Here is a 23,509-nt window from a genome sequence, read left to right as displayed (position 1 = left end):
GCTCAGCTCGCCGGGTAGCGGTCGATGGCGGGCGGGGTGGGCGCCGGCACCCCGGAGAGCCCGAGCGTCGCCTCGTACGCCCTCTTCCAGTCGCCGTTCTTCTCACGGGCCTCCAAAGCATCGTCGAGCGCGAACCGCAGCGCGTTGTCGTCGCGCGGCACGCCGATGCCGTACGGCTCCTTCGAGAACGGCTTGCCGACGACCTTGAGTTCGTCGGGCACCTTCGCCGCGTAGCCGATCAGGATCGCGTCGTCGGTGGTGACGGCGTCGACCTGGTAGGTGAGCAGGTTGTCGACGCAGACCGAGTAGGTGTCGTAGGCGACGAGCGTCGCCCTCGGGTAGTCGGTCTGGATGCGCTGGTACGGCGTCGAACCGGCCGCCGAGCAGACGCGTTTGCCGGCGAGGTCCTGGGGGCCGTGGATGTCCTTCTCGTCCTTGCGTACGAGCAGCGACTGACCGGCCATGTAGTAGGGGCCCGCGAAGCCCACGAGCTTCTTGCGGTTGTCGTTGATGGTGTAGGTGCCGACGTAGAAGTCGATCTGACCGTTCTGCAGGGCGGTTTCGCGGTTGGCCGAGGCGATCGTCTTGAAACGGATGGTGCTCGGGTCGAAGCCGAGCGAGGCCGACATCATCCTGGCGATCTCGATGTCGAAGCCGGAGTAGATGCCGCTCGCCGGGTCCTTCTCGCCCAGGTACGGCTGGTCCTCCTTGACGCCGATGTTGAGGTAGCCGCGCTTTCTGGCTCTCTCCCAGGTGGGCGAGGAGGGGAGCTCGAAGTCCTCCGCCACCTGGTAGTGGGGCAGTTTGCCGGGGGCCGGTCCCTTGGTCGGCGGACTTCCCTCCTTGCCGCAGGCGGCCGTCAGCAGCGCGATGCACACGAGGGCGGCCACGACGAGGCGCGTACGCGTCGTACGGATCATGGTCGTACTCCCCCGCCTAGTGCTTGAGGATCTTGGAGAGGAAGTCCTTGGCGCGGTCGCTGCGCGGGTTGGTGAAGAACTCCTCGGGGGTGCGGTCCTCGACGACGCGGCCGTCGGCCATGAACACGACGCGGTTGGCCGCGGAGCGTGCGAAACCCATCTCGTGGGTGATGACGACCATGGTCATGCCGTCGCGTGCGAGCTGCCGCATGACTTCGAGGACCTCGTTGATCATCTCGGGGTCGAGCGCCGAGGTCGGCTCGTCGAACAGCAGGGCCTTGGGGTCCATGGCGAGGGCGCGGGCGATGGCCACGCGCTGCTGCTGGCCGCCGGAGAGCTGCGCCGGGTACTTCGAGGCCTGAGAGACGAGGCCCACGCGGTCCAGGAGCTCCATGGAGCGCCGGTCGGCCTCCTCCTTCTTGCGGCCACGGACCTTGATCTGGGCCAGTGAGACGTTCTGCAGGATCGTCTTGTGGGCGAAGAGGTTGAAGGACTGGAAGACCATCCCGACCTCGGCGCGGAGCCTGGCGAGCGCCTTGCCCTCGTCCGGCAGCGGCCGGCCTTCGAGCCTGATGGCGCCGGACTCGATGGTCTCCAGCCGGTTGATCGCCCTGCACAGGGTTGACTTGCCCGACCCCGAGGGGCCGATGACCACGACCACCTCCCCCTTGCCGACGGTGAGGTTGATGTCCTGGAGGACATGCAACTCGCCGAAGTGCTTGTTCACGTCCTGCAGTTCGATCAGAGGATCGACAGCCATGCCCGGCCCTACCCACTCTCAGCTGTGTCGCAGAAGCCGCAAACTATCCGGGCAGGGTGACCCCCCATACGCGACACGCACTTTTCGGGCATTAGCCGTATTTATGAAGTTTCAGGTTTACGCCGTCACGGCGGGACGGGCTACCCCTCCGCCACCTCGGCGTACAACTGAGAGAGTTCGGGGGCGCCGCTGGACGCCCAGGTGTGGCCGGCGGCGACGACATCGATCTCCCGGCCGGAGGCCAGCCGCACCGCCGGGTGGCCGTTGGGCCAGACCTCCCAGCGGGCGCCCGGCACCGTGCGCACGATGACCGAGCCGAGATAGAGCCCCGCGTCGTTGCCGAGCCATGGCAGGCTCTCCTCGTCGTCGCGCCAGCGCGGCAGCAGCTGGTCCAGCGCTTCCAACGAGGCGACGGAGTCGTCGAGTTCGACGCCCGCCTGATGGGCCTGCGAGCGCAGCAGCTCGCACTCGGAGAGGAGTTCGGCGACGCCGTCGGAGTCGTGATCACCGTCGGAGAACACCGCGACGCCGAAGGCGGGACCGTGCTTCTTGCGCCAGGTGCCCAGGAAAGGGATGTTCATACGCCCAGCGTGACATTCGCACTCCAGGTCGCACCACAGGCGCGCCCCGGGGGCACTCACACGTCGAGGTCCACCACGACCGGCGCATGGTCCGACGCGCCCTTGCCCTTGCGCTCCTCGCGGTCCACATAGGAGTCGGTGACCGCCTTGGCGAACGGCTCGTTGCCGTAGACCAGGTCGATGCGCATGCCGCGGTTCTTGGGGAAGCCGAGCTGACGGTAGTCCCAGTACGTGAACGGGTGGTCGTACTTCAGGGGCCGCGGGACCACGTCCGACAGGCCCGACTCGCGCAGCGCGGCGAGGGCCGCCCGCTCGGCCGGGGTGACGTGGGTGGCCCCCTCGAAGAGGGAGATGTCCCAGACGTCGTCGTCCGTCGGCGCCACGTTGTAGTCACCCAGCACGGCGAAGGGACGGCTGCCCGCCGCGTCGCCCGCGACCGCGGCCTTGAGTGCCTCGAACCACTGGATCTTGTAGGCGTAGTGGGGGTGGTCCACCTCGCGTCCGTTCGGCACGTACACCGACCAGACGCGGACCGGGCCGCAGGTCGCGGAGACGGCCCGGGGCTCCTCCACGCCCTCGTAACCGGGGTCACCGGGCAGCCCCTTGACCACGTCCTCCAGGCCGACGCGGGAGAGCACCGCCACGCCGTTCCACCGCCCGGTCGCGTGGACCGCCGCCTCGTAGCCCAGCTCGCGCAGCTCGTCGACGGGGAACTGCTCGGCGGCGACCTTGGCCTCCTGGAGGCACAGCACGTCCGTGCCGCTGCTCTCCAGCCAGGCCAGCAGCCTCGGGAGGCGAGCGGTGATCGAGTTCACGTTCCAGGTCGCGATGCGCATGCCTCACAACCTACCGGGCGGGTACGACAACGGGTCGCCGCGCCCGCCCGGCGCCCCTGCTCTCGGGTGGTGCTAGGGCCTGTCCGGCGGATCAGGTCGGAGGAAAGTAACGGCGCCTCATAAGTGCAGGTGAGCGGGGTCTGGTGCGTGCAGCTGCAAGGCGGAGGAGGGCGTCGACGCGGAGCGTCGGCAACCGACGACAACGCCGCAGATGGGCGTGCCAGACCCCGCGTCTCCGGCATGATCCGCCGGACAGGCCCTAGACCTCCGCCGACGCCCCCGGCGCGAGCCGCAGGTGCTCGGAGCCGCCCAGGGAGCCGATCTGGTGGTCGTAGATCGGGCGCGCGAGGTCCGTCAGGAGCGCGTCGTGGATGTCGTACGCGCGCTGCGGCTTCACCTCGCGGACGTAGTCGATGACCTCGGCGATCTTGTTCCACGGGGCCATGACCGGGAGCATCAGCGTCTCGACCGGCTGCTCGGGAACGGTGAGGGCGTCGCCCGGGTGGAAGACGCGGCCGCCGTCGATGAGATAGCCGACGTTCGTGATGCGCGGGATGTCCGGGTGGATCACGGCGTGCAGTTCGCCGTGCACCTGGACGTCGAAGCCTGCGGCGGTGAACGTGTCGCCGTGACCGACGGTGTGCACACGGCCCGGGAAGGCCGCGGAGATCTTCTCCGCGACCGACTTCAGGGTCCAGATCTCGGCCGCCGGGTTGGACTCCAGGCCGGCCCGCAGCCGGTCCTCGTTGAAGTGGTCGAGGTGCTCGTGCGTGACCAGGATCGCTTCCGCGCCGACGGCCGCGTCCTCCTCGGTGAAGGTCCCCGGGTCGATGACGAGCACACGCCCGTCCTTCTCGAGACGGATGCAGGCATGCGACTTCTTCGTGAGCTTCATGGGTCCATCCTCCCCCTCCCGGTGCCACGGAGGGCTGTCGAGACAGGTGCTCCCACTACCAGGCTCAAGATCACTCCTGGGGGGTGGTCTCCTCCCGGATGACCTGCTGCGCCACCTTGAAGGCGCTGTTGGCGGCCGGGACACCGCAGTAGACGGCCGCCTGGAGCAGCACCTCCTTGATCTCGTCCGGGGTGAGGCCGTTGCGGAGGGCGGCTCGGGTGTGGAAGGCCAGCTCGTCGAGGTGACCGCCCGCCACCAGCGCGGTGAGCGTGACACAGCTGCGCGAACGCCGGTCGAGGCCCGGCCGGTCCCAGATCTCGCCCCACGCGTAGCGCGTGATGAACTCCTGGAAGTCCCCGGAGAACTCGTCCGCCGAGGCCAGCGCCCGGTCCACATGCGCGTCGCCCAGCACCTCGCGGCGCACCTTGATCCCGGCGTCGTAGGGATCGGGCCTGCCCAGGCCCGCGGGCTGGACGACGGGCGGGGCGATCTCGGCGACGGGGCCGACCGGCGGGGGTGCCGCGAGCACCGGCTTGACCGGGGCCGCCGGGATGGCCATCTGGCCCGTGGTCGAGTCGTAGGCGGGCTGCCAGGCGGTGGAGAAGTGCCGTATCAGCAGGTCGGTGACCGCGGCCGGCTGCTCCACGGGCACCAGGTGCGAGGCGCCGGGTACGACGGCGAGGCGGGCGTCCGGTATTCCGGCGACCAGCGTGCGGGCCTCGGCGGGTCCGGTGACCTGGTCGTCGGAGCCGACGAGGACGAGGGTGGGGACGCCGATGCGGCCCAGTTCGACACGTACGTCGAACGCGGCGAGCGCCTCGCAGGCGGCGATGTAGCAGCCGGGGTCGGTGGTGCGCACCATCTGCACGGCCCACTCGGTGATCGCGGGCTGCGCAGCGACGAAACCGGTCGTGAACCAGCGCTCGGGCGAGGATCGCGCGATCGGGTCGAGACCGTTGCTGCGCACGATCACCCCGCGCTGCCGGAACTCGTCGGCCGATCCGAAGCGGGGTGAGGCGGCGATCACGGCGAGCGAGGCGATCCGCTCCGGGTGACGCAGGGCCAGCTCGATACCGATGGCCCCGCTGAACGCGCAGCCCGCGTAACCGAAGCGCTGCACGCCGAGCCCGTCGAGGGTGGCGAGCAGCCGCCCCGCGAGTTCGGTCACGGAACCCGCCGGGTAGGCGGGGGCGCCGCCGTGGCCCGGCAGGTCGAACCGGAAGATCCGCCAGTTCTTGGACAGCTCCGGTATCTGCCGGTCCCACATGTGCCAGGTGGTACCCAGTGAGGGACCGAGGATCAGGACAGGGGCGTCTTCTGGCCCGTCAAAGCGGTATTGCAGGGTGTTCATCGGTGTCTCACTCACCCGCCTGAGCCTCTCATCTGTCACGACTGCCCCTATGAGCGGGGTCCTGGCTGTAGCTGTTTGACCAGGTGGAAGACCTCGCGGGCCGCGTAGCGTTTGAGTCCTCTGAGTCAAGTCAGCTGGCTTTGAGGCGTTGGGTGGCGGGGTGGTTGTCAGGGTCGTAGGGGGTGGCGTTGTGCCAGCAGGCCCATATGACGCGGAGCCACGCGCGGGCGACGATGCGGGTGGCGTGCGGGTTGCGTTTCCCGCGTGCGCGGGCGTTTGCGTAGAGGGCGGCGGCCCAGGGTGATTGCATGCGGGAGTTGTGAGCGAAGGCGGTGACGGCCTTGCGGGCACGTGTGTTGGCGGCCCATCGGAAGTAGACGCCATGTGCCTTCCCGGATGCCTTGGTCACCGGTGCGGCTCCGCACTCGGCGGCGGCCTGTTCGGCGGACTCGACGCGGTCGAGGATCGGGCCGACCTCGGCAAGCAGCTGCGCGAGGTTGATGGTGCCCACGCCAGGCAACCGGGCGAGGAGGACGGCGCGCGGGTGCCTGGCGAGACACTTCTTGATGGTCGTCTCGAGCTGGGTGATGGTGGCCTGCAGACTGCGCAGGAGCTGGACTTGTGCCGTGATGAGCGCGGTGAGGACGGGCGTGGGGAGGCTGACCGGGGCGACGGGAGCGGAGCGGAGCCGGGCCAGCAGTGCGGATGCCGGTTTGCCGCCGCGGTAGGCATGGCGCTTGCAGAAGGCGGCCATGCGGGCTTCGCCGAGTCGGGCGGCCGCCTGCGGGGTGGGGTAGTCGGTCAGGAAGTTCAGGGCGATGTCGGAGACGAGCGAGCAGAACAGGTTCCTGGGCCCAGGCCAGTGCTGTTCGAGCAGGGCGCCGAGCTGGTTGCCGGCGGCCGTGCGTGCGCGAACGTGGTCGTCGCGCAGGCGCACGAGGGCTTGGAATTCTCGCAGGCCGCTGTCGACAGGCACGAGGCGGCGCAGGCGGTGGCCGTCGGTTCGCAGGTAGTCGGCGAGTTTGTAGCTGTCACCAGGATCGGACTTGGCGCCGGAGGCGCCCCATCGAGGCCGGGCGGCGTGGAAGGCGGTGGGGTGCACGGGGACGACCGGGTGTCCGGCCTCGAGCAAGCGGTCGACGACCAGCCCACTGGAACGTTCGATGATGACGGGCAGTACGGCCGGGGTGCCGTGGCTGGCCAGCCGGGCCAAAGCAGTCTCAAAGTCGTCTTCGCTGTGCTGGAAGGCCCAATGGTCGATCACGATGCCGCGGTCCTCAATGACGGTCACGTCATGGCTGGCGCTGGCCCAGTCCCATCCGACGAACATCAATCCCAGCCCTTCTGTCGGAGTTGGCGGTTGACTCCGCAGGTGGCGAGACCCAGCTGCCGGTTCCTCATTGTTCGGCCCTCGGTCGGGCATGTCCTTGACGCCGGTCTGGGGCCCCGGTGTGTCAGGGGCGGCAAAACTCAAACTGGCCGTCGAGCGCGGCACGGCAACGAGGCCGTCCCCCAACACCCACCGAGGGAGTCACGACCCGTGGATTGGGCCGCACCATCAATACTTCCCCAATGAGGCAACGGATGATCTCACGACGGGTCTTGCCCTCCTTGATGCGGCGCTCGTAGTAGTCCTGGGTACGCGGGTCGACCCGCAGGCGGGTGAACACGATGCGGTGCAGAGCGGCATTCGCCTGCCGGTCGCCACCATGGTTGAGCCGGCGCGAGCTCCGGCCGCCCGAGGAGTATTCGATGGGGCTGACTCCGCACAGAGCGGCGAAAGACGCCTCGCTGCCCAGCCGCTCGGGATTGTCGCCCATGGCGATCAGGAGCGTGACAGCGGAGTCCGGGCCGATACCCACCTGCGCGAGCAGCTGCCGGGCATGGCGTTCAACGAGCCCGGTCAGTCGCTGATTCAGCTCATCGATCTGCCCGGTGAGCTGCTCGATGCGCTGAGCCAGCATGCTCAGCGTCATGAGAGTGGCCTCGGCTACAGGGTCTTCATCGCTCCCGCCGGCCTCGCCCTCGCGCGGACTGAGGCGTGCGCAGGTGCGGAACAGTTCGCGGTTGCCCAGGCCAGACAGCCGTTCCCGCAGGACCGGGTCGGCTACGACCAGAACGGCCTTGAGCTGGTTGATCGCCTGAGTGCGGGCCTTGACCGCGGAATCCTTGGCGAGCTTGAACATCCGAGCACTCTGCACCGGACCGTCGCCAGTCTTCGCCCGCGCCTGGGCGCGACCGCTGAGCACCGCCCGCGCGGCGGCCTGTGCGTCGAGCGAGTCTGACTTCCCGAGCAGCCGGCGGGCCGAGCGGTCGGGCCGGTTCACCTCGAACACCGCGACATGCTGCGCCAGCAGGTACCGCGACAGACCCGCGCCGAAGGTACCGGTGCCCTCCACCCCGGCCCGCCGCACCATGCCTACCGGTAGTTCGTTAAATCCGGAGGTAGAGGTCAATGCCGTGTCCGGTGGTGACCTCTACCTCCGGATTTAACGAACTACCGGTAACTTGCGGGCCCAGGCGAGCAGCCGACGGTAGCCGACCGCCGTGACCGGAAAGGACTTGGTGCCCAGGATCTGGCCCAGTGGGCAGACCACTGCGGCAACATGAACCTCGCCGTGCGTGCCCACGCCCAAGACGACGAACCTGCTCTGGACGGGATAACGATAAGTTGACTCCTCGTCCACCCGTGACCGGCATTGACGGACAGCCCAGTGGCCCGCCCTACCAGCGGCCCCTCACCGGCCATCGCACGGGCGGCCTCGAACCCTCGTCTTGGTAAACGGCGGCCACAAGTCCTGTAACTGCTGCGCGAGTTCCCCGCCGGCTTCCCCAGCTCCTCCACGAGGTGGGTGCTCTACGCGGTCCTGGCCGCTGGCGTGCGAGCACCGGCGGTTCGCCCCTACTCGATGTGCGGCGGGATCGCACCGAGGGAGCCTGCCCCAGCGGCACATTCTCCCGGCAGGCGAGCAGCCCGGAGATGGCCACTTTCAGGGGCTGGCGGACCACGTCGGCGAAATCGATGTACAGGGCGACCACGACCGGGCCCTTGAGATACGCCGCAACGAGTTCCTGGGACATTGTCGGCTCAATTTCACCCACCACTCTCTATGCGCACAGGGGGAATTCGCGTTGCTTCCGGTTTCCTGATGTCATCACCAGCTCCACGAGCCCGGGCCCGGGAGTTGGGAGCCGCGGATCTCCGGTTCGCCGATGGCCGGTCCGCCGACGTCATGGGGCGGGACGGCACGGTCCTCGATCGGCTCGGGTTCGAGGGGAGCCCCTGAAGCGAGCACCCTTCGCCGACGAGAGGCTGCCCGACCACTCCGACGGCGCGGGGGCGGGGGCGCCTGCGGTTCCGGCGACCGCGCGAGGAGGCCCCGCAGCCCCGACTCCACGTGATCCAGGTCGGTGAGGGAGAACACGGGGTCCGGGTGGACCAGGACCGCCAACTGGGCAATGCCGGACTTCAATTCCATGGCATTGGACTCGCGCACCGCCTCACCCATGACCTTGGTGAAGTCGCTCCCCACCTTCAGCGGGGACGCGCCCAGAGCGTACTGGAGCATCGACCAGGCCTATCTGCCTGCTGGGCGGCAAGGAGGAGCCGGCGGGCGAGCTTGTTCAGCTCGGGCCGCGAGATCCTCGGAATGCGGTCTGGACTGCTCGCCTCTTGTTCCACGCTCATGGACGTACTCCTCGAAGAGCCGTGCCGACTGCGCCCGTTCGTCCTCGACGGTACGTCGCCCTGCGCAAGGCTGTGGGGCACGAGAGACGTACGGAGATCGACCGAACCGAACAGGCGGATGAGTCGGAGAGAAGCAGCCTTCAGCCGGCCGACAACTCCTTCTCCACCAGCGTCCGGAACCCCGGCGTCACCTGGTCGCACCCAGCCATGCCGTCAGCCGCTCCGCCTCCGCCTCTCCCCCCACGTCTTCCCCACCCAGGAATCCGCCACACGATCTCCCCGTCGGCCCGTTGCGCCCAGGCCCCCACCACCCGCCCGTCCCACCACACCGTCGGCCCCACGCTCCCGCTCCTCTCGACCAGGGACGGCCGTGAGGTCGATGGCGGCCGAGCGGCGGCCTCGGGCCAAGGGGACCTGGGCGGCACCGTCCCGGGCCGGGGTATCGGTGCGATCGATGCGGAGGACTTCGGCTCCGAGGTCGGACAGCACGGTGCAGGCGAAGGGGGCAGGCGCGAGGCTGGCGAGTTCCAGGACCCGTACGCCGCGCAGTGGGCCGGTCCCGGTCATGGCGTGGCTCCTTGAGGTTCCGACTTGTATGGCGGTAGCCATACAAGTCGGAACCTCAGTGCCAGGCGTCGAGGAGAGGGATGGCGCAACCCTGGAACCATCCCAGCCGTATTGACGTGCAGCTATGGGGAGTGCCTGGGATGCCGCCCCGGATCGGGACAGGACTGCACAGGCCGACGGATGGATGCGAGTACGGACCACATGGATGCAATCCACGATGACGTGGCGGAGTTCGCGCTACTGCTGACGCGTCTGAAGGAGCGCACAGACCGCAGCTACGCGGCGCTGGCCCGCCGTCTGGACATGAACGCCTCCACGCTGCACCGCTACTGCGCCGGAGAGGCGGTTCCCCTGGACTTCACCGGGATCGAGCGGTTCGCCGCACTCTGCGGAGCCTCCCCCGAGGAACGCGTGGAGTTGCACCGCCGGTGGATCCTGGCAGTCGCCGCACGGCAACGGTCCCGCTCATCTGATGCCCGGCGGACACCGACGCCCCACGACGCCACAAGCACCGCGGCATCGGCCGCATCCGCGAGTCACAGCAGCCCGGCGGACGAGGCACCCGAGCCGACCTTGCCGGCCGACCCGCGCCCGGAGCCGGCCTCGGCGGCCGACCGACGGCCCCACGCCGGGCGGCCTCGACGACAGCCTGGGCGATCGATAGCGCTGGCGGTTTCGCTCGCCGTCGCGCTCGCCGGCCTCACCACATCCGCTGCCGGACCCGTCTCCGGTGGCGGTGAGTCGTCGGCCTCCGCCCGCACCACACCGAAACCCTCAACGTCGGCCACGCACAGCGGCGACAGCCCGCAGACGAGCCGGGCGAGCGCCGGCACGGTCGCACCGCCGGCTCCGCTCACCTGGACGGCCGACTCCCAGCTTTGGCAACGCGAATGCGCCCATGACTACGTCATCGCCAAGCCACCGCAGCAGGTCCCGCCGCCGCCGACCCCGGCGGACGCCGCGGTGTGGGCCGCGTCCCAGGGGGCGGTGCACGGCGGCACCACCGATCTGCGGATCTCGGTGCAGGGACGCGGCTCCGCCGCCGTCGTCCTGGAGGCACTGCATGTGCGCGTGGTCAACCGCACCACCCCCGCCGCCCGCCGGGGCATCGCCTACTCCATGTATGAAGGCTGCGGCGCCATCCTCGTCCCCCGCTACTTCTCCGTGAACCTCGACGCTCACCGACCCCTGGCCCGTTCGATGCCCGGCAACGACCCGGACAGGCCGACGCCCGCGGTCGACTTCCCCTACCAGGTGTCCCTGCGGGAGCCGGAGGTCCTGCTGCTCTCCGCGCACACCGAGTCCTGCACCTGCGACTGGTACCTCGACCTGGACTGGTCCTCACAGGGCCGGACCGGCACGGCGCGCATCGACGACCACGGCCGCCCGTTCCGCACCACCAGCATCAAGGGGCTACCGCACTACTGGTACCGCAACCCCGCTGGCTGGGTCCCCATGACCGCCGCCTACGACGACAAGGCGGAAACCGGCGACTGACGAAGCGACAGGCCGCACAGCCCGTCCGACAGCAGGACCGGCAGGGGCGGTGGCCCGGCCGTCCCCGCCGACGATGGGATCCGGGCAGGGAGGTGGTGCCGTGCATCTCTCCGGCCGCGGGGTTGACCCAGGGGCCGCACCGTTGTGGTGCGGGTTGCTCCGAGGGTCTTGCCGTTGACGAACGGCTTGGCCGGGCCGCTGGGGGCGCCTCACGCAGCCCTGCCCGTCGCCCGGCGGGCGCGCTCACGCACGCCTGCCGGCCATTCCAGCGGATTCAGCACGTGGAGCTGCTGGAAATCTTTATTCCGTTGACGCTGTAGGAGTTGGTGAACACGGTTTGGGTGTTCGGCTCAAGGCAGATTGAGCCCCCGCTCTGGAGCCGCAGATACACCACGTCGTCATTCCGGGTGTTCAGGACCCCGTAGTGCGGCCGGGGCGTGACCGCCTGATAGGCGCTGGTGACGTCCCGGTACTTCGAGAGCGGCGTGCCCGCGTTCAAGGCATTGCCGTCCACGTAGAAGCAGACGTATGGGTACGGGCAGCCCTGGGTGGGGGACTCCGCGTGGGCTGCGGATGCACCGGTCATGGACATGGCCGCGACGGCCACACTCACCCCCGCGAAGCTTGCAACCTTCCGTATGACGGGCTTCATCAAACCTCCAGTAATTCGACTATTCGTTCGGATTGTCCGTGAGTGTCGACGGACATGACAGGGTGGGAGCGAAGCCGGGTGGACGTGTGCTGCTGTCGCAAACTTCCCACGTACCGAAGGTGCTTGCGGATGGTCACGCCCGGGCCCGGCCAGCAGAGCTCTGCTACTCGTCGCGAATGCTCCTTGCGGACGGTCTTGCTACAGGCGAACCCGGGGCCCGCCTGGACCTCAGCCGACCACGACGGCGGGCGCGCCCACCGACCACGCACACGTGTGTCTCGCTGTACCCCCACCGGCCTCACCCCGCGTCCTGGGTGCCCGAGGACATGGGTGTCCCAGGGGCGGGTGCACGGTGGGTGGGGTGTCATGGTGCTGCCGGGCCATCGGCCGACTTCAGCCGGTGTTCAGTAGGCCATGTGAGCGTTCTGGTCAGCCGCTGGGAAGAGGTCCGGATCGAGGTCCGTCACTTCGACATGATGAAATCCAGGGCGAAACCGGAAGCAGTCGTCCAGTAGGTGACAAGCTGGCCGTCGTCCGCGTACAACGTGGGGGCGGGCATGGGGACATCGATCGGCTTGCCCGCGTTGCTGCCGAGCTTGCGGCCCTGGAGGCTCAGAGTGATGCTCTTCGCCTCGTACTCGTCCCTGGCGCCGCCGCTGACGAGCAGAGCGGCATATGCCTCTTCACCCGGCGCGAGGGTGACGGGCACCCCCGGGGTCGGGTCGCTCTCCTTGATCACGGGGACCGTGGTCCGGGCATCGGCGCCAAGCCGCACGAGAGGGTAGCGGTAGAGGTTGCACTTCTTGTCGCCGGCGTTCTGGACGATCAAGAGGAGGTGCCTGGCCTCCTTGCTGTCCGCGGGCTCCTTCACGGAGGACACCCCCAGGACGTCCTGGGAGCAGGCGGCGATGGTGCCCTTGTCGCCACTGCCGCCGGAGCGGTGCGTCACCCCTTCATCGGTCTTGCCGCTGATCGTCCTTGGCCCGGTGGCGGAGGCATGCGCCGACACACCACACCCAAGAGCCAGGACGAGACCCGCGGCCACGGCCACCCGGCGGCCCGCAAGGGACTTCATGTTCATATGCGTGTTCCTCCTTCTGATCGGCGTTAGGTCGCACGCGCCTGCGGCCCGGCACTGCGGCTTACGGTGCAGGGCTGTCGGCGCCGCACCACCCCGTCTCCTCCCGGACCGCGTTGGCGGGGGCGAAGGCGGTCGGGCGCCCCCTTGAGCGTCCGCGCCTGCACCCCGGGCTCCCGAAGAGATGGGTGTCCCAGTGGACGGGTGAGTCGGGGTGTCGTGGCGCTGCCGGGCTCTCGGCCGCTTCAGCCGGTGCGACAGCCATAGCCTCGGATGCCTCGTGGGCCTGAGGCAACAGCCGCTACCCAACCTGCAACGGTGGAACGATCCCACCCCCTACCACCTGCAGAAACAAAGAAGCCTGGGATGCCTGTCTGGGATGGCAAACCCCCTGAGGCCGGCGGCCTGAGACCCGGTGGACTCGGCAGGCGTCGGCGGTCGGGGCGGCCGCTGGGGCCGATGCGTGCGTGTTCGTGCTGGGGGCTGGCGGGTAGCCCGGGTACGGCTGGATCGGCGACGCCCTGCGCAATGGGACCGCGCCTGGGCCGAGTCCGACGCATGCCAAGGCCACCGGCACGCGTAAGGCGCCAGCGGACCGGATCCTTGCCCAACTGCGGGACGCGGAAGGGGACTGGGAGCGGCCCGTTCTTGTGCACCGCACGACATCGCCGCCAGCGTCCTGCGCCTGACCCCAGGCGGCATCGACGGCGTCTTCGATGCCGCGCTGATCGGCGACCCGCTGCTGCCCGTACTGCGAACGGGCAGTTGCTTCGTCTCCGCCTCCCAGGCTCGTCTCCCCACCGCCGAACGCGCCATCCGGGTTGCGGCCGTCCGCGGTGCACCTGACGGCGCACAGCTTGCGGAGATCCTGGAACGGCTGGCGACCGGCCGCCTTACCACCCGCGTCGCCGAGGTCCTGCCCCTGGGGGCACGCCGCCGAGGCCCACCGTGAAGCGGAAGCTGGCGCCTCGCCGGGCCGACTCGTGCTGACGATCTGACCCGCAGCGTCAACGGCAGAAGTGGAACAACCATGGCGCTCCCACCTGTCTGCGCTGGTGCGTCGCCATCGGGATCCGCACACCGACGGTCGCCAAGGCTGGCATCCGTGCGCAGCGCCCAGTTCCGCCCCGTCCGCTCCGTCGTGAGGGCCACCGGAACAGCGGCCCTCATTCGACTCCCTGGTCGCCCTTGAAGGCGTCCCTGGCCTATGCGGCACTAGCTCGCGGGGGTCCTGCAGCGCGTTTTCTGTCACTGCCCCTATGAGCGGGGTCCTGGCTGTAGCTGTTTGACCAGGTGGAAGACCTCGCGGGCCGCGTAGCGATTGAGGCAGCGGACGATTTCGCCCGCGCGTGGGCCGTGAGCGGGGCCGCCTCGTGGGAGACTCCTCGCCGACCTCCTCGCGACTGTTCACGTCGGTGAACCGCGCACAGGTACGGAAGAGTTCTCCGCAATCACCGTCCCCGTAGCGGAGTTCAATGCCAGGGCCTGCGAGAACGGTTAACGCCACGGCGTCTTGCGCCAGGCCAGCCACTCACAAGACCGCGATCAAAAGCTGGAGTACTAGGCGACATGCGCGACCTCAGCGCCTTCGGCGACGCAACATTCGACGTCGTATTCCATCCGGTCTCCAACCTGTTCGTACCGGACTTGGCACCGGTGTGGCGTGAGTGTTTCCGCGTCCTGTGACCGGGCGGAACTCTGCTCGTGGGCTTCCTCAACCCTGATGTGTACTTGTTCGACCACGAGGCGCTCGACGAGCGCGGCGAGCTGATCGTCGTGCACAAGCTGCCCTACAGCGATGTCACGCAGTACTCCGCCGAGGAACGCGCCACGAAGTTCGGCGCGGATGCCGCTCTTGAATACAGCCACACCCTCACCGACCAGATCGGCGGGCAACTCGCCGCGGGATTCGTCCTCACCGGCTTCGCGGAAGCGCCGCACCAATCCAACGTATCCGCTCAATACATGTCGAACTATTTTGCGACGCTGGCGGTCAAGCCGGGCTGACCCAGCCGTGGGGCCGGCCGAGACGACCGTGTCTCCGAATGGCCAAGTGGAGCGCTGTGCCAGCCCGACCCCCACCAACGTCGCTGAGCCGCCATCCGGGCACTGAAAGCACAGCCGGTGCCGGTGCCGATCTCCAACACGCGGTCTCCAAGGCCGATGCCGACGAGCTCCAGCATGCGCACCACCAGTGACGGCAGGGTGGCCGCGGACGTGGGCCGGCCTGTCTGCGGCGTGGTGGCAGCGGCGGCGCGCAGTCCGTCGACCTGGGGTCACCGGGGTCTTGTCGGCGTACGCCAGGTGCAGCCAGTCCTCCTCGCCGAGGTCGCTGCGGGGGACCGGCTCCCGCAGCAGGTCGCGGTTCTGCCGTAGAGGTGGCTGCCGAGGAACACCTCGCGGGGCGCGGCTGTCGGCGGGCGCCGCTGCTGGCTTGTATCGGTGGCCCGCCGCCTTCGTCGCCTCCTTTCCCTTCCCGCGCCAAGCCGCAGGTTCCCGGCTGGCGGTCGCCGGAGCCGCTCCTTGCCATCCGCCCCGTCCCGAAATAGAATTACGATCGTAAGCTAAACGATCGTAATTCAATGATGCAGGGAGACTGTCATGGCGACTCATCGGCCGGTAGCACTCGTGACGGGGGCGTCATCGGGGATCGGTAACACAACCGCTCGCGCCTTCGTCGCAGCCGGGTTCGAGGTGATCGGAACCGGACGGAGCACCTCGGGGCTCACCCCGCCCGCCGGTGTGACCTTCCTCGACCTCGACGTGACCAGTGACGAATCCGTCACCGCCGCCGTCCAGGAAGTGATCGAACGGTTCGGACGGATCGACGTCCTCGTCAACAACGCCGGTCTGGGCTCGGCCGGCGCCGTCGAGGAGAACTCCGTCGCCCAGGCCCAGAGCCTCTTCAACCTCAACTTCTTCGGTCTCGTCCGCATGACGAAGGCCGTCCTGCCGCACATGCGCGCCCAGGGCCGTGGACGCATCGTCAACCTCTCGTCCGTCCTCGGCGTCATCCCGCAGCCCTACATGGCCCTCTACGTCGCCGCGAAGCACGCCATCGAGGGCTACTCCGAGTCCCTGGACCACGAGGTCCGCGAGCACGGCGTCCGCGTCCTGCTCGTCGAGCCCGGCTACACCCGGACCGCCTTCGATGCCAATGCCGCGCAGCCCGACACCCCGCTGCCGCTGTACGCGGAGCGGCGGCGTGTCTTCGACGAAGTGGTCGCTGCGGCGATGAAGACCGGCGACGACCCCTCCGTCGTCGCCAAGGAGATCGTCACGGCAGCCACCGCCCCGAAGCCGAAGCTGCGCTACACCGCCGGACCTCTCGCCTCACGCATCACCACCGCGCGACGCCTCGTCCCCGCCGGGATCTTCGACAAGCAGATCCGCAGATTCAACCGGATGCCCGGCTGACGTCGCACCCGGCCCATCGACCTGCGCGCGAGGCGCGTTCACCTCTGACCTGACAAGGAGCATCACCATGGGAATCAGCACGGAAGCACAGCAGTTCGCGCAGTTCCTCGAAAGCGTACGCGCGAAGGCATCGACACCGGGCCTCGATCTGGCCGTCGTCCGCGACATCGTCGACACACATGCTTCGGCATCGACCGAGCCGGAAGGCGTCACCTACGCCGACGTGGACGCGGACGGCGTCCCCGCCCTGTGGGTCATCCCTGAGGACTCCGACCCTGACAAGGCGCTGCTCCACTTCCATTTCGGCGGATCGGTCGCCGCCTCGATCTCATCGGACCGCAAGGCCGCCGGCCACATCGCCAAGGCGGCCGGAGCCCGCTCGCTCGTCGTGGGCTTCCGCCTGGCCCCCGAGCACCCCCACCCGGCGCAGATCGACGACGCCGAGACCGCCTACCGCTGGCTGCTCGCGCAGGGCTACGAGCCGCGCAACATCGGCAGCACCGGCCACTCCATCGGAGGCACCCTCGCGGTCGCGCTGCCGCTGCGCCTGCTCGCCAAGGGCGAGGCAGCCCCCGGGGCGATCGTCAGCATCTCGCCGTGGACCGACCTCACCATCAGCAACCCGAAGGTGGACGAGAACGAGGAACTCGACAAGATGCTCAGCCGGAACATCCTCGAGCAGTTCCGAGCGGCTTGGCTGCAGGACCCCGGCGTGGACTTCACCGACCCCAACATCAGCATCGTGAACGCCGACCTGACCGGCCTGCCGCCCACGGCCCTCCACTACGGCGAGTACGAGGCGCTTGCCGGCGAGGGCGCCGGCTTCGGCCGCCGACTCGCCGACTTCAAGATCCTCTCCGAGGTCCGTCCGCTGCCCGAGGGGCAGCACTCGTTCATCCTGGGCGCGGGGCGCGTGCCCGAGGTGGATCGGGCGATCGAGCAGATGGGTCAGTGGCTTCGACGGCACCTCGGCAGCTGACGTGGAAGCTAGCCGGACATGCGCAACGTCCGCCGAGAAGGCAACCGAGAAGATCACGCAAAGAGATGGCTGACATGAAGGCATTCGTCGTCGAGAAGTACGGCAAGGACGGCCTACGCGCCGCAGACGTTCCCGAGCCCACCGTCGGGGCCGGCGACGTCCTGGTCCAAGTGAGCGCCACCAGCATCAACCCGCTGGACAAAATGGTCCGCAACGGCGAGTTCAAACGACTCCTGAAGTACAGGCTTCCGTTCGTGCTCGGCCACGACGTCGCCGGCATCGTGACGCAGGTCGGGTCGGCCGTGCGCGACTTGACAGTCGGCGACGAGGTCTACGCACGTCCCCGCGACCTGCGGATCGGAGGCTTCGCCGAGTTCATTGCGATCGACCAGGACGACGTCTCGCTCAAGCCGGAGTCACTCACCCTCCGCGAGGCGGCCGCGGTGCCGCTGGTGGCCCTGGCCGCCTGGCAGATCCTCGTCGACCGCGCCCACGTGATGCCGGGTCAGAAGGTGCTCATCCACGCCGGTGCCGGTGGCCTCGGATCGACGGCCATCCAGCTCGCCAAGCACCTCGGTGCCACGGTGGCGACGACCACGAACTCCCGCACCGAGAAGCTGGTCAGGAGCCTCGGCGCCGACATCGTCGTCGACTACGCCAAGGAGGACTTCTCGCAGGTGCTGTCCGGCTACGACCTGGTGCTGGACTCGCTGGGTGGAGTCAACCTCGAGAAGTCGCTGACCGTGCTGAAGCCCGGTGGCCTGGCCATCAGTGTCGTCGGCCCCCCGGACGCCGCGTTCGCCAAGCAGCTCGGCGCCCCATCCTTTCTGGGCCTGGTCATGAACGTGCTCAGTCGCAAGATCCGCAAGCAGGCCAAGGCCCTGGGCGTGCGCTACCAGTTCTTCTTCATGCAGGCGAACGGCGCCCAGCTGCGCGAGCTCGCCACCCTCTACGACAACGGACAGCTCCGCCCGGTCATCGACCGAACGTTTGCCTTCGACCAGACGCTCGAAGCGATGGCGCACGTCGAGCAGGGCCGCACCGCGGCCGGAAAGGTCGTGATCTCGATGGCGCACGACAACGACTGAAGGTATGTCGGTACTCCAATACACCGTCGGCACACCATTGGAGTACGTTCGCAATCCAATACGATGGCGAAGCGCGGGTGACCCTTCCGGCGCACAAAGGAGCGAGCGCGTGGTGCGTTACGGGAAAGAGCACAAGCAGGCGACCCGGCAGCGGATCATCGAGACCGCCGGCCGCCGGTTCAAGAAGGACGGTATCGACGGCTCGGGCATCTCGACGCTGATGGCGGACGCCGGACTGACCAACGGCGCCTTCTACACCCACTTCGAATCCAAGGACGATCTCGTGGCCGCCGCGGTCGCGGACCAGTTGCGCGTGCAGTACGCGAACGTCATCGAGCAGGCGGCCCCCGGGATCGCCGGACTCGAGCAGATCGTACGGTGGTATCTGTCGCCCCAGCACCGCGACAGTCCCGACGACGGCTGCCCCTCCGCCGCACTCCTCGATGAGATCGGGCGCTGCGCGGACGAGACCAAGCAGGCGTACACCGACGGCGTGCTCGCCGTCATCGACGGTATCGCCGCTCGCCTGGCACCTGCCGATCCGCGCTCGGTGCACAAGAAGATCCTCAGCGTCTACGCCATGATGGTCGGGACGCTGCAGCTCTCCCGCGCCCTGGCCGACCGGCGACTCTCCGACGAACTCCTCGAAGAGGGCATCCGCAACGCCCTCACTCTGCTCAGCGCACAGGAGTCCCGCTGACACGCCGCAGCACCACGCGGCAGCCCCGCCGAGCCGCTCCACACCACGCCCCCGACCAAGCGTCCCATCCGGTTCCGGAGGCGATCAGTTCAGGGCCTTGCCCAGATCAGCGGCCCCCGAGGCCCTGCGGGCGCTGCCGCCGACCCATAGCTGCTCGGGCTGACTCACACGGCGTCAACAGATTTGACAGTGAGCCGGACTTCTCGTTCCGTTCCTACCGGGACACCCGTCCTTGGCCACCGGCATCCCCAGCAGCGCGGCCAGCCTGGCGCCGGGACGCCCCGCCAGCACCAGCGCGATCGACGACAGCAGCTGCCTTAACACCGGCGTGTACCGGGCGTGCGGCCGGGTCAGGCCCTCGACCTGCTCGGCGTACGTCACCGCGGCACAACGGGAGTTACGCGCTCAGAGCCTTGAGGCTGCCACAGCCCGTCTAAGGAGGTGCGCCCAGTACGACCTACACGCGATCCGGCTCCGCGTTATCCGCGACTGGCAGACATGAGGCAGGACCGGCCCGCGATCTGTCACTGCGGGGATAGAGCCCTTTGCGGCAGGCTCAAGGATGGCGACGCACTCCACGTGATGCGTCATCGAAAAGAGGTCGTCCCGGACGAGTCACGAAGAACACCAGCTCAGGGACCGTTTTCCTGCTCATTGCTCCGCGTGCGTGCGCCGAGAGCGTCAAACGAGCGTCAAGACCAACAGTCCCCTCCTCCTCACTCGCGACCGGTATTCGGGACTTCAAGGACAGCTTCTTCCTGCACCACCAGGATGTGCTCGAGCAGTCGCAGCAGGGAAGACGAGCCTTCGATGCATGCCCGAATCCAGTTGGGGTACTCGGCTCGATTCGGGCTTGAACAGAGGAGGAACATGGACGACGTCGCCGCTCCCGGCAGGGAAAGCGTCCCCCTGTCCGGGCATCAGGCGCGTTCTGGCGCCCTGCTCGACGGAACGCTGGAAAACCTGCGGGCGTCCGCCATCGCGATCGATGACGATGGCCTCATCGTCGCGGTCAACAGCGCGGCCCAAAGCCTGCTGGGCAGGGAAGCCTCAGAACTCGTCGGTCAGGACTTCCACGACCTGCTGCACCGGGACAGATACGGGCACTCGGTGCCGCGCACGCGCTGCCTGATGAGGAAGGCCATCCTCACGGGGGACACCAGACATGGCGACGCCGAGTGGTTCGCCTGCGGGGACGGCACTCTCGTCCAGTTGTCCTGGCTGATCACGCCCTACTCACCCGGTCCGGGCGGGACAGGTGCGCTGGCGATGCTGTACGAGCCGAGGCCCGGGGACGTGCGCCACACCGACGGCGGGCACTCCGCGCCGCTGACGGAACTGGACCGCCTGTCCCTGCTGGCGGAGACGACCACGCAGCTCACATCCACCCTGGTCGCGGACGAGGCGCTGCACCGACTGGCGGCCCTGACCGTGCCCCGGCTCGCGGACTGGGCCGTGTTCGACCTGCTCACCGAACGTGACGAAGTACGACGCGTTCTCGTAATGGAGCACAAGGACGGCATTCTCGTCGAGCGGGACGACCTGCAGGGCCCGATGCCTCCCGTGCCGGCAGAGTCACCGATGCCCCTGTCACGGGCCCTGCGCGGCGCCGCCTCCTCCCTCGCCGGCCCCGCCACCTACCAAGGTCCGCCCGACTCCGGCATAGCGGTCGAGCAGCAGCGCCTGTTCACCGCGACAGGTATGCACTCCGCCGTCATCGCACCCATTCGCGGACTGCGGGACGTACTCGGCGCCCTGACCCTGGGCCGCGCCCAGCGTCATGACGCCTTCACCCCTGCCGACCTGCCGCTGCTGGAGGACCTCACCCGCCGGGCGGGCCTGGCGCTGGACAACGCGCGCCTGTACCAGCGCCAGCGCAAAGTCGCCGAGACCATGCAACGCCACCTGCTGCCCCAGCTGCCCGTCCTGCCCGGGCTGGAGATGACCGCGCGCTACGTACCCGCTCCGGACGCCTCATCCGTGGGCGGTGACTGGTACGACGCCTTCGCTCTGGCCGCCCACGCCCACGCACTGGCCATCGGCGACGTCGTCGGACACGATCTCGACGCCGCAGCCGGCATGGCGCAGGTCCGCAACATGCTGCGCGCCTTCGCCTGGTCCCACCCCGAGGCCGCACCCAGCACCGTCGTCACACGGCTCGACGATGCCGTGATGCACATAGCCGAGGTACCCATGGCCACCATGATCCTCGCCAGGCTCACCCTCGGGAATGACACACTGTGGCGCCTACGCTGGACGAACGCCGGCCACCCGCCGCCCCTGCTCATCACCCACGACGGTCAGACCCGCTACCTCGACGAGGCTCACGGCATACTCCTCGGAACCGGAGTCACCAGACCTCGCCCCGACGCCGTCACCGTCCTGCCACCCCAGGCCACGCTCCTGCTCTACACCGACGGACTGGTCGAATCCCCGCACCACTCCATCGATCACGGGCTTGACCGGCTGCGCCGACACGCGGCCTCCCTCGCCCACCGCCCCCTCGACTCCTTCTGCGACTTGCTGCTGGACCAGGTCCGCCCCAGCGACAACGATGACGACGTCGCCATGATCGCGCTGCGCACACCCCCTCCCGTAGGACCCGCCTGACCCGCGCGTGAGGCAGATCGAGTGGGCGGAGCGGGAGACTGTCGAAGCTCCTGAGCCGGTGGGCTGAGGCTTCGAACGCCTCTCTCCGCCGCGCGAGAACTTCGCGCTGTGCGGGCCCCGCGCTGCCCCGCACTGCCCCGCCGGTGAGCGGGGCCAGAACGCGGTGTCCGCGTGCCGGTTCGCCGCGGAGGACGGGCACCGTGGGCATGTAAGTCGGAGGCGGCCAGGAGGAGCTGTTTGGTGAAGGCGTACGGCAGGTCCCTGCGGTGCTCGCGGGTATCGGCGTCACGGTGTCCAGGTCGGCTCCGGCGTATGGTCATCACCTTCGACGGCGGACTCGGCACGGCACGACATTCGCCTCAACCGCCTTACGCACACCGATGATGGGACAGCCTCTTGGCCGGCAACGAGGGCCCGGGAGGAAGACCGTCCTCACCGTGATCGCCCTGTCTGGACTCTCGTTCTGCGGGACCACGGGGGGCGGGAAGGGCGGTGCGTGTGGAGGACGAGCAGCGCCAGGGCGCCGGTCGCTGCGGACCAGGTGAGGGAGAGCAGGCCGTGGGACCAGGGGATATGCGGGGTGAGGGCTGAGCTCAGCGCCAGCTGGTGCACGCCGTACAGAGGAAGCGCGGACACGCCCGCCACATCCATGAGCGTGTTGAAGACGGGATTCTGCAGGCCGGTGTCGACCAGGCTGAGCATGATGATGAGGAAAAAGCCCTCCAGCTCGCCGCGGACCAGAGAGCCGAGCAGAAGACCGATGCCGCCGTAGGCAAGGCCGGCGCCCGCAAGGGCCAGCGCCAGGGGTGCTGTGTGGCGTACGGGCAGGGAGATCCACAGCAGGATCGTGGTGTAGAAGGCCAGCAGGGCGGCGGTGAGGCGACGGCAGCAAGTTTGGCCAGCAGTATCGGCAGCCGGGGGTAGCCGGCCAGCAGCAGACGGCGGTCCATCTCCCGTGATTGGAAGGTCTCGGTGAAGGCGATGAAGCCGGCGACCATGGTGATGGCGCCCAGCGCGCTGGCCACCTGGCCGGCCTGGCTGGCCGGGGCGGAGACGGGGGTGCTGATGGCGTCCAGCCGGATGTGCACCACTTGGCCGGAGGTGCACAGGCGTGCCACGGCGATCCAGATGGGGATGAACGCGATCGCCAGAACCAGGGCCAGCCGGTTGCGCAGGTGGCCCAGCAGAGTGCAGCGCAGCAGTTCGGTGAATGCCGTCCAGGAGAGCCTCATCGGTCGGTCTCCTCGAAGTGCAGACGCCCCTGGCGCAGGTGAGCGATCGCGTCGAAGTGGTGCAGGTCGTGCAGCAGGTGAGAGACCACGATGATCGACCGGCCCTGATCACGCAGGTCGGCGGCCAGGGTCCAGAACCGCTGATGGGTGTCCCAGTCGAAGCCCTGGTAGGGCTCGTCCAGGACCAGCAACTGCGGATCGTGCATGAGAGCGATCAGCAGGTTCAGCTTCTGTCGCGTTCCGCCGCTGAGCGCGCCGGCCTGCTGTCGCCGGCAGCCGGTCAGCGCCAGCTGCTTCATCAGCTCGTCGGCGCGCTCCAGTGTCGGCAGCCAGTAGGCCATCTGGAACAACCGCAGATGCTGTCCGACGGTGAACGCCTCGTGCAGTACTGCCCGTTGCGGGCAGTACCCCACCGTCCCGGTCCGTGTCACCGTTCCGCGGTCCGGTGCGACGTGCCCCACGGCGATCTCCAGCAGAGTACTCTTCCCCGCCCCGTTCTCGCCGACGACTCCCACCAGCGTCCCGGCAGACACATCGAGATCCACATCGCGCAGGACCTGCCTGCCGCCGTACCCCTTGCAGACTCCGCTGATCATCAGCCGTGGCCGGTGTGACCGGTGGCGCGTCGTCACTGCCTGCACATGAGCCCCTCGAAGGA

General features: G+C 68.6%; 22 protein-coding genes and 2 pseudogenes. 9 read left to right on the top strand and 15 right to left on the bottom strand.

Annotated features, from left to right (window positions below):
• Window positions 1-2: 2 nt before the first annotated feature.
• The 11 genes and pseudogenes from OG798_RS41455 to OG798_RS41405 all read right to left on the bottom strand — a co-directional run.
• Window positions 3-920, bottom strand: a complete 918-nt coding sequence (locus OG798_RS41455; RefSeq protein WP_121414531.1) for a glutamate ABC transporter substrate-binding protein — start codon at window positions 918-920, stop codon at window positions 3-5.
• A 16-nt stretch (window positions 921-936) separates the two neighbouring features.
• A complete protein-coding gene (locus OG798_RS41450; protein WP_095851742.1) occupies window positions 937-1,680 on the bottom strand; it encodes an amino acid ABC transporter ATP-binding protein in 744 nt (247 codons plus the stop codon).
• Between the two features lie 140 nt (window positions 1,681-1,820).
• The gene (locus tag OG798_RS41445; RefSeq protein WP_095851743.1) at window positions 1,821-2,261 is read right to left on the bottom strand and encodes a DUF6278 family protein; all 441 of its coding nucleotides are present in this window, start codon (window positions 2,259-2,261) and stop codon (window positions 1,821-1,823) included.
• A gap of 56 nt (window positions 2,262-2,317) precedes the next feature.
• Window positions 2,318-3,097, bottom strand: a complete 780-nt coding sequence (locus OG798_RS41440) for an exodeoxyribonuclease III (protein ID WP_054230385.1) — start codon at window positions 3,095-3,097, stop codon at window positions 2,318-2,320.
• A 259-nt stretch (window positions 3,098-3,356) separates the two neighbouring features.
• Window positions 3,357-3,992 carry an MBL fold metallo-hydrolase gene (locus OG798_RS41435; protein WP_075029634.1) on the bottom strand — a complete coding sequence of 212 codons (636 nt, stop codon included), beginning with the start codon at window positions 3,990-3,992 and terminating at the stop codon, window positions 3,357-3,359.
• A 70-nt stretch (window positions 3,993-4,062) separates the two neighbouring features.
• On the bottom strand, window positions 4,063-5,358 hold the full coding sequence (gene pcaDC, locus OG798_RS41430; protein ID WP_328758678.1) for a bifunctional 3-oxoadipate enol-lactonase/4-carboxymuconolactone decarboxylase PcaDC: 1,296 nt from the start codon (window positions 5,356-5,358) through the stop codon (window positions 4,063-4,065).
• 115 nt (window positions 5,359-5,473) lie between these two features.
• Window positions 5,474-6,673 carry an IS110 family transposase gene (locus OG798_RS41425; protein ID WP_328758677.1) on the bottom strand — a complete coding sequence of 400 codons (1,200 nt, stop codon included), beginning with the start codon at window positions 6,671-6,673 and terminating at the stop codon, window positions 5,474-5,476.
• 124 nt (window positions 6,674-6,797) lie between these two features.
• Window positions 6,798-8,030: pseudogene (locus OG798_RS41420) on the bottom strand (IS110 family transposase).
• A gap of 468 nt (window positions 8,031-8,498) precedes the next feature.
• A complete protein-coding gene (locus OG798_RS41415; RefSeq protein ID WP_121414533.1) occupies window positions 8,499-8,912 on the bottom strand; it encodes a hypothetical protein in 414 nt (137 codons plus the stop codon).
• 259 nt (window positions 8,913-9,171) lie between these two features.
• Window positions 9,172-9,360, bottom strand: coding sequence for a hypothetical protein (locus OG798_RS41410; RefSeq protein WP_323138807.1), 189 nt, complete (start codon window positions 9,358-9,360; stop codon window positions 9,172-9,174).
• An 82-nt stretch (window positions 9,361-9,442) separates the two neighbouring features.
• Window positions 9,443-9,598: pseudogene (locus tag OG798_RS41405) on the bottom strand (CoA transferase); the annotation flags it as partial.
• Window positions 9,599-9,799: 201 nt separating this feature from the next.
• Here OG798_RS41405 and OG798_RS41400 point away from each other — a divergent pair.
• Window positions 9,800-11,095: a helix-turn-helix domain-containing protein gene (locus tag OG798_RS41400; RefSeq protein WP_267063272.1), complete on the top strand. Its 1,296-nt coding sequence runs from the start codon at window positions 9,800-9,802 to the stop codon at window positions 11,093-11,095.
• A gap of 274 nt (window positions 11,096-11,369) precedes the next feature.
• Here OG798_RS41400 and OG798_RS41395 read toward each other — a convergent pair whose 3' ends face one another.
• Together OG798_RS41395 and OG798_RS41390 are read right to left on the bottom strand one after the other, a co-directional pair.
• Window positions 11,370-11,708, bottom strand: coding sequence for a hypothetical protein (locus OG798_RS41395; protein ID WP_267063271.1), 339 nt, complete (start codon window positions 11,706-11,708; stop codon window positions 11,370-11,372).
• A gap of 502 nt (window positions 11,709-12,210) precedes the next feature.
• Window positions 12,211-12,828, bottom strand: a complete 618-nt coding sequence (locus OG798_RS41390) for a DUF4232 domain-containing protein (protein ID WP_121414536.1) — start codon at window positions 12,826-12,828, stop codon at window positions 12,211-12,213.
• Window positions 12,829-14,394: 1,566 nt separating this feature from the next.
• Between OG798_RS41390 and OG798_RS41385 the strand changes: the two genes are divergently transcribed.
• From OG798_RS41385 to OG798_RS41350, 8 genes are all read left to right on the top strand, one after another.
• Entirely contained in the window at window positions 14,395-14,511 is a 117-nt protein-coding gene (locus tag OG798_RS41385) for a methyltransferase domain-containing protein (protein ID WP_267063269.1), read from the top strand.
• 18 nt (window positions 14,512-14,529) lie between these two features.
• Complete coding sequence (locus tag OG798_RS41380) at window positions 14,530-14,832, top strand: hypothetical protein (protein ID WP_267063268.1); 303 nt, start codon at window positions 14,530-14,532, stop codon at window positions 14,830-14,832.
• A gap of 174 nt (window positions 14,833-15,006) precedes the next feature.
• Entirely contained in the window at window positions 15,007-15,201 is a 195-nt protein-coding gene (locus OG798_RS41375) for a hypothetical protein (RefSeq protein ID WP_267063267.1), read from the top strand.
• A 225-nt stretch (window positions 15,202-15,426) separates the two neighbouring features.
• Window positions 15,427-16,242, top strand: a complete 816-nt coding sequence (locus tag OG798_RS41370; RefSeq protein ID WP_095851747.1) for an oxidoreductase — start codon at window positions 15,427-15,429, stop codon at window positions 16,240-16,242.
• 67 nt (window positions 16,243-16,309) lie between these two features.
• A complete protein-coding gene (locus OG798_RS41365; protein WP_121414538.1) occupies window positions 16,310-17,221 on the top strand; it encodes an alpha/beta hydrolase fold domain-containing protein in 912 nt (303 codons plus the stop codon).
• Window positions 17,222-17,295: 74 nt separating this feature from the next.
• Window positions 17,296-18,309 carry an NADP-dependent oxidoreductase gene (locus OG798_RS41360; protein ID WP_121414539.1) on the top strand — a complete coding sequence of 338 codons (1,014 nt, stop codon included), beginning with the start codon at window positions 17,296-17,298 and terminating at the stop codon, window positions 18,307-18,309.
• Window positions 18,310-18,418: 109 nt separating this feature from the next.
• Window positions 18,419-19,009, top strand: coding sequence for a TetR/AcrR family transcriptional regulator (locus OG798_RS41355; protein WP_095851749.1), 591 nt, complete (start codon window positions 18,419-18,421; stop codon window positions 19,007-19,009).
• Between the two features lie 870 nt (window positions 19,010-19,879).
• Window positions 19,880-21,619 (top strand): SpoIIE family protein phosphatase, encoded by a 1,740-nt coding sequence (locus OG798_RS41350; RefSeq protein ID WP_121414540.1) that lies wholly within the window; start codon window positions 19,880-19,882, stop codon window positions 21,617-21,619.
• Between the two features lie 593 nt (window positions 21,620-22,212).
• Here the strand turns inward: OG798_RS41350 and OG798_RS41345 are convergent.
• Together OG798_RS41345 and OG798_RS41340 are read right to left on the bottom strand one after the other, a co-directional pair.
• The gene (locus tag OG798_RS41345) at window positions 22,213-22,851 is read right to left on the bottom strand and encodes a hypothetical protein (protein WP_328758675.1); all 639 of its coding nucleotides are present in this window, start codon (window positions 22,849-22,851) and stop codon (window positions 22,213-22,215) included.
• The gene (locus tag OG798_RS41340) at window positions 22,848-23,447 is read right to left on the bottom strand and encodes an ABC transporter ATP-binding protein (RefSeq protein ID WP_267063949.1); all 600 of its coding nucleotides are present in this window, start codon (window positions 23,445-23,447) and stop codon (window positions 22,848-22,850) included. Before OG798_RS41340 ends, OG798_RS41345 begins: the two co-directional genes overlap by 4 nt.
• Window positions 23,448-23,509: the final 62 nt, after the last annotated feature.

It is taken from the genome of Streptomyces sp. NBC_00271, from assembly GCF_036178845.1.
GTDB lineage: Bacteria > Actinomycetota > Actinomycetes > Streptomycetales > Streptomycetaceae > Streptomyces.
This window is presented reverse-complemented; position numbering and strand designations above follow the sequence as displayed.

Bases quoted from the DNA above. Each gene is read 5' to 3' on its own strand.
- OG798_RS41435 (WP_075029634.1), bottom strand. From the start codon at position 3,992: ATGAAGCTCACGAAGAAGTCGCATGCCTGCATCCGTCTCGAGAAGGAC.
- OG798_RS41370 (WP_095851747.1), top strand. From the start codon at position 15,427: ATGGCGACTCATCGGCCGGTAGCACTCGTGACGGGGGCGTCATCGGGG.
- OG798_RS41345 (WP_328758675.1), bottom strand. From the start codon at position 22,851: ATGAGGCTCTCCTGGACGGCATTCACCGAACTGCTGCGCTGCACTCTG.
- OG798_RS41340 (WP_267063949.1), bottom strand. From the start codon at position 23,447: ATGATCAGCGGAGTCTGCAAGGGGTACGGCGGCAGGCAGGTCCTGCGC.
- OG798_RS41390 (WP_121414536.1), bottom strand. From the start codon at position 12,828: ATGAACATGAAGTCCCTTGCGGGCCGCCGGGTGGCCGTGGCCGCGGGT.
- OG798_RS41360 (WP_121414539.1), top strand. From the start codon at position 17,296: ATGAAGGCATTCGTCGTCGAGAAGTACGGCAAGGACGGCCTACGCGCC.
- OG798_RS41350 (WP_121414540.1), top strand. From the start codon at position 19,880: ATGGACGACGTCGCCGCTCCCGGCAGGGAAAGCGTCCCCCTGTCCGGG.
- OG798_RS41450 (WP_095851742.1), bottom strand. From the start codon at position 1,680: ATGGCTGTCGATCCTCTGATCGAACTGCAGGACGTGAACAAGCACTTC.
- OG798_RS41445 (WP_095851743.1), bottom strand. From the start codon at position 2,261: ATGAACATCCCTTTCCTGGGCACCTGGCGCAAGAAGCACGGTCCCGCC.
- OG798_RS41440 (WP_054230385.1), bottom strand. From the start codon at position 3,097: ATGCGCATCGCGACCTGGAACGTGAACTCGATCACCGCTCGCCTCCCG.
- OG798_RS41455 (WP_121414531.1), bottom strand. From the start codon at position 920: ATGATCCGTACGACGCGTACGCGCCTCGTCGTGGCCGCCCTCGTGTGC.
- OG798_RS41400 (WP_267063272.1), top strand. From the start codon at position 9,800: ATGGATGCAATCCACGATGACGTGGCGGAGTTCGCGCTACTGCTGACG.
- OG798_RS41385 (WP_267063269.1), top strand. From the start codon at position 14,395: ATGCGCGACCTCAGCGCCTTCGGCGACGCAACATTCGACGTCGTATTC.
- OG798_RS41375 (WP_267063267.1), top strand. From the start codon at position 15,007: ATGCGCACCACCAGTGACGGCAGGGTGGCCGCGGACGTGGGCCGGCCT.
- OG798_RS41415 (WP_121414533.1), bottom strand. From the start codon at position 8,912: ATGCTCCAGTACGCTCTGGGCGCGTCCCCGCTGAAGGTGGGGAGCGAC.
- OG798_RS41425 (WP_328758677.1), bottom strand. From the start codon at position 6,673: ATGTTCGTCGGATGGGACTGGGCCAGCGCCAGCCATGACGTGACCGTC.
- OG798_RS41365 (WP_121414538.1), top strand. From the start codon at position 16,310: ATGGGAATCAGCACGGAAGCACAGCAGTTCGCGCAGTTCCTCGAAAGC.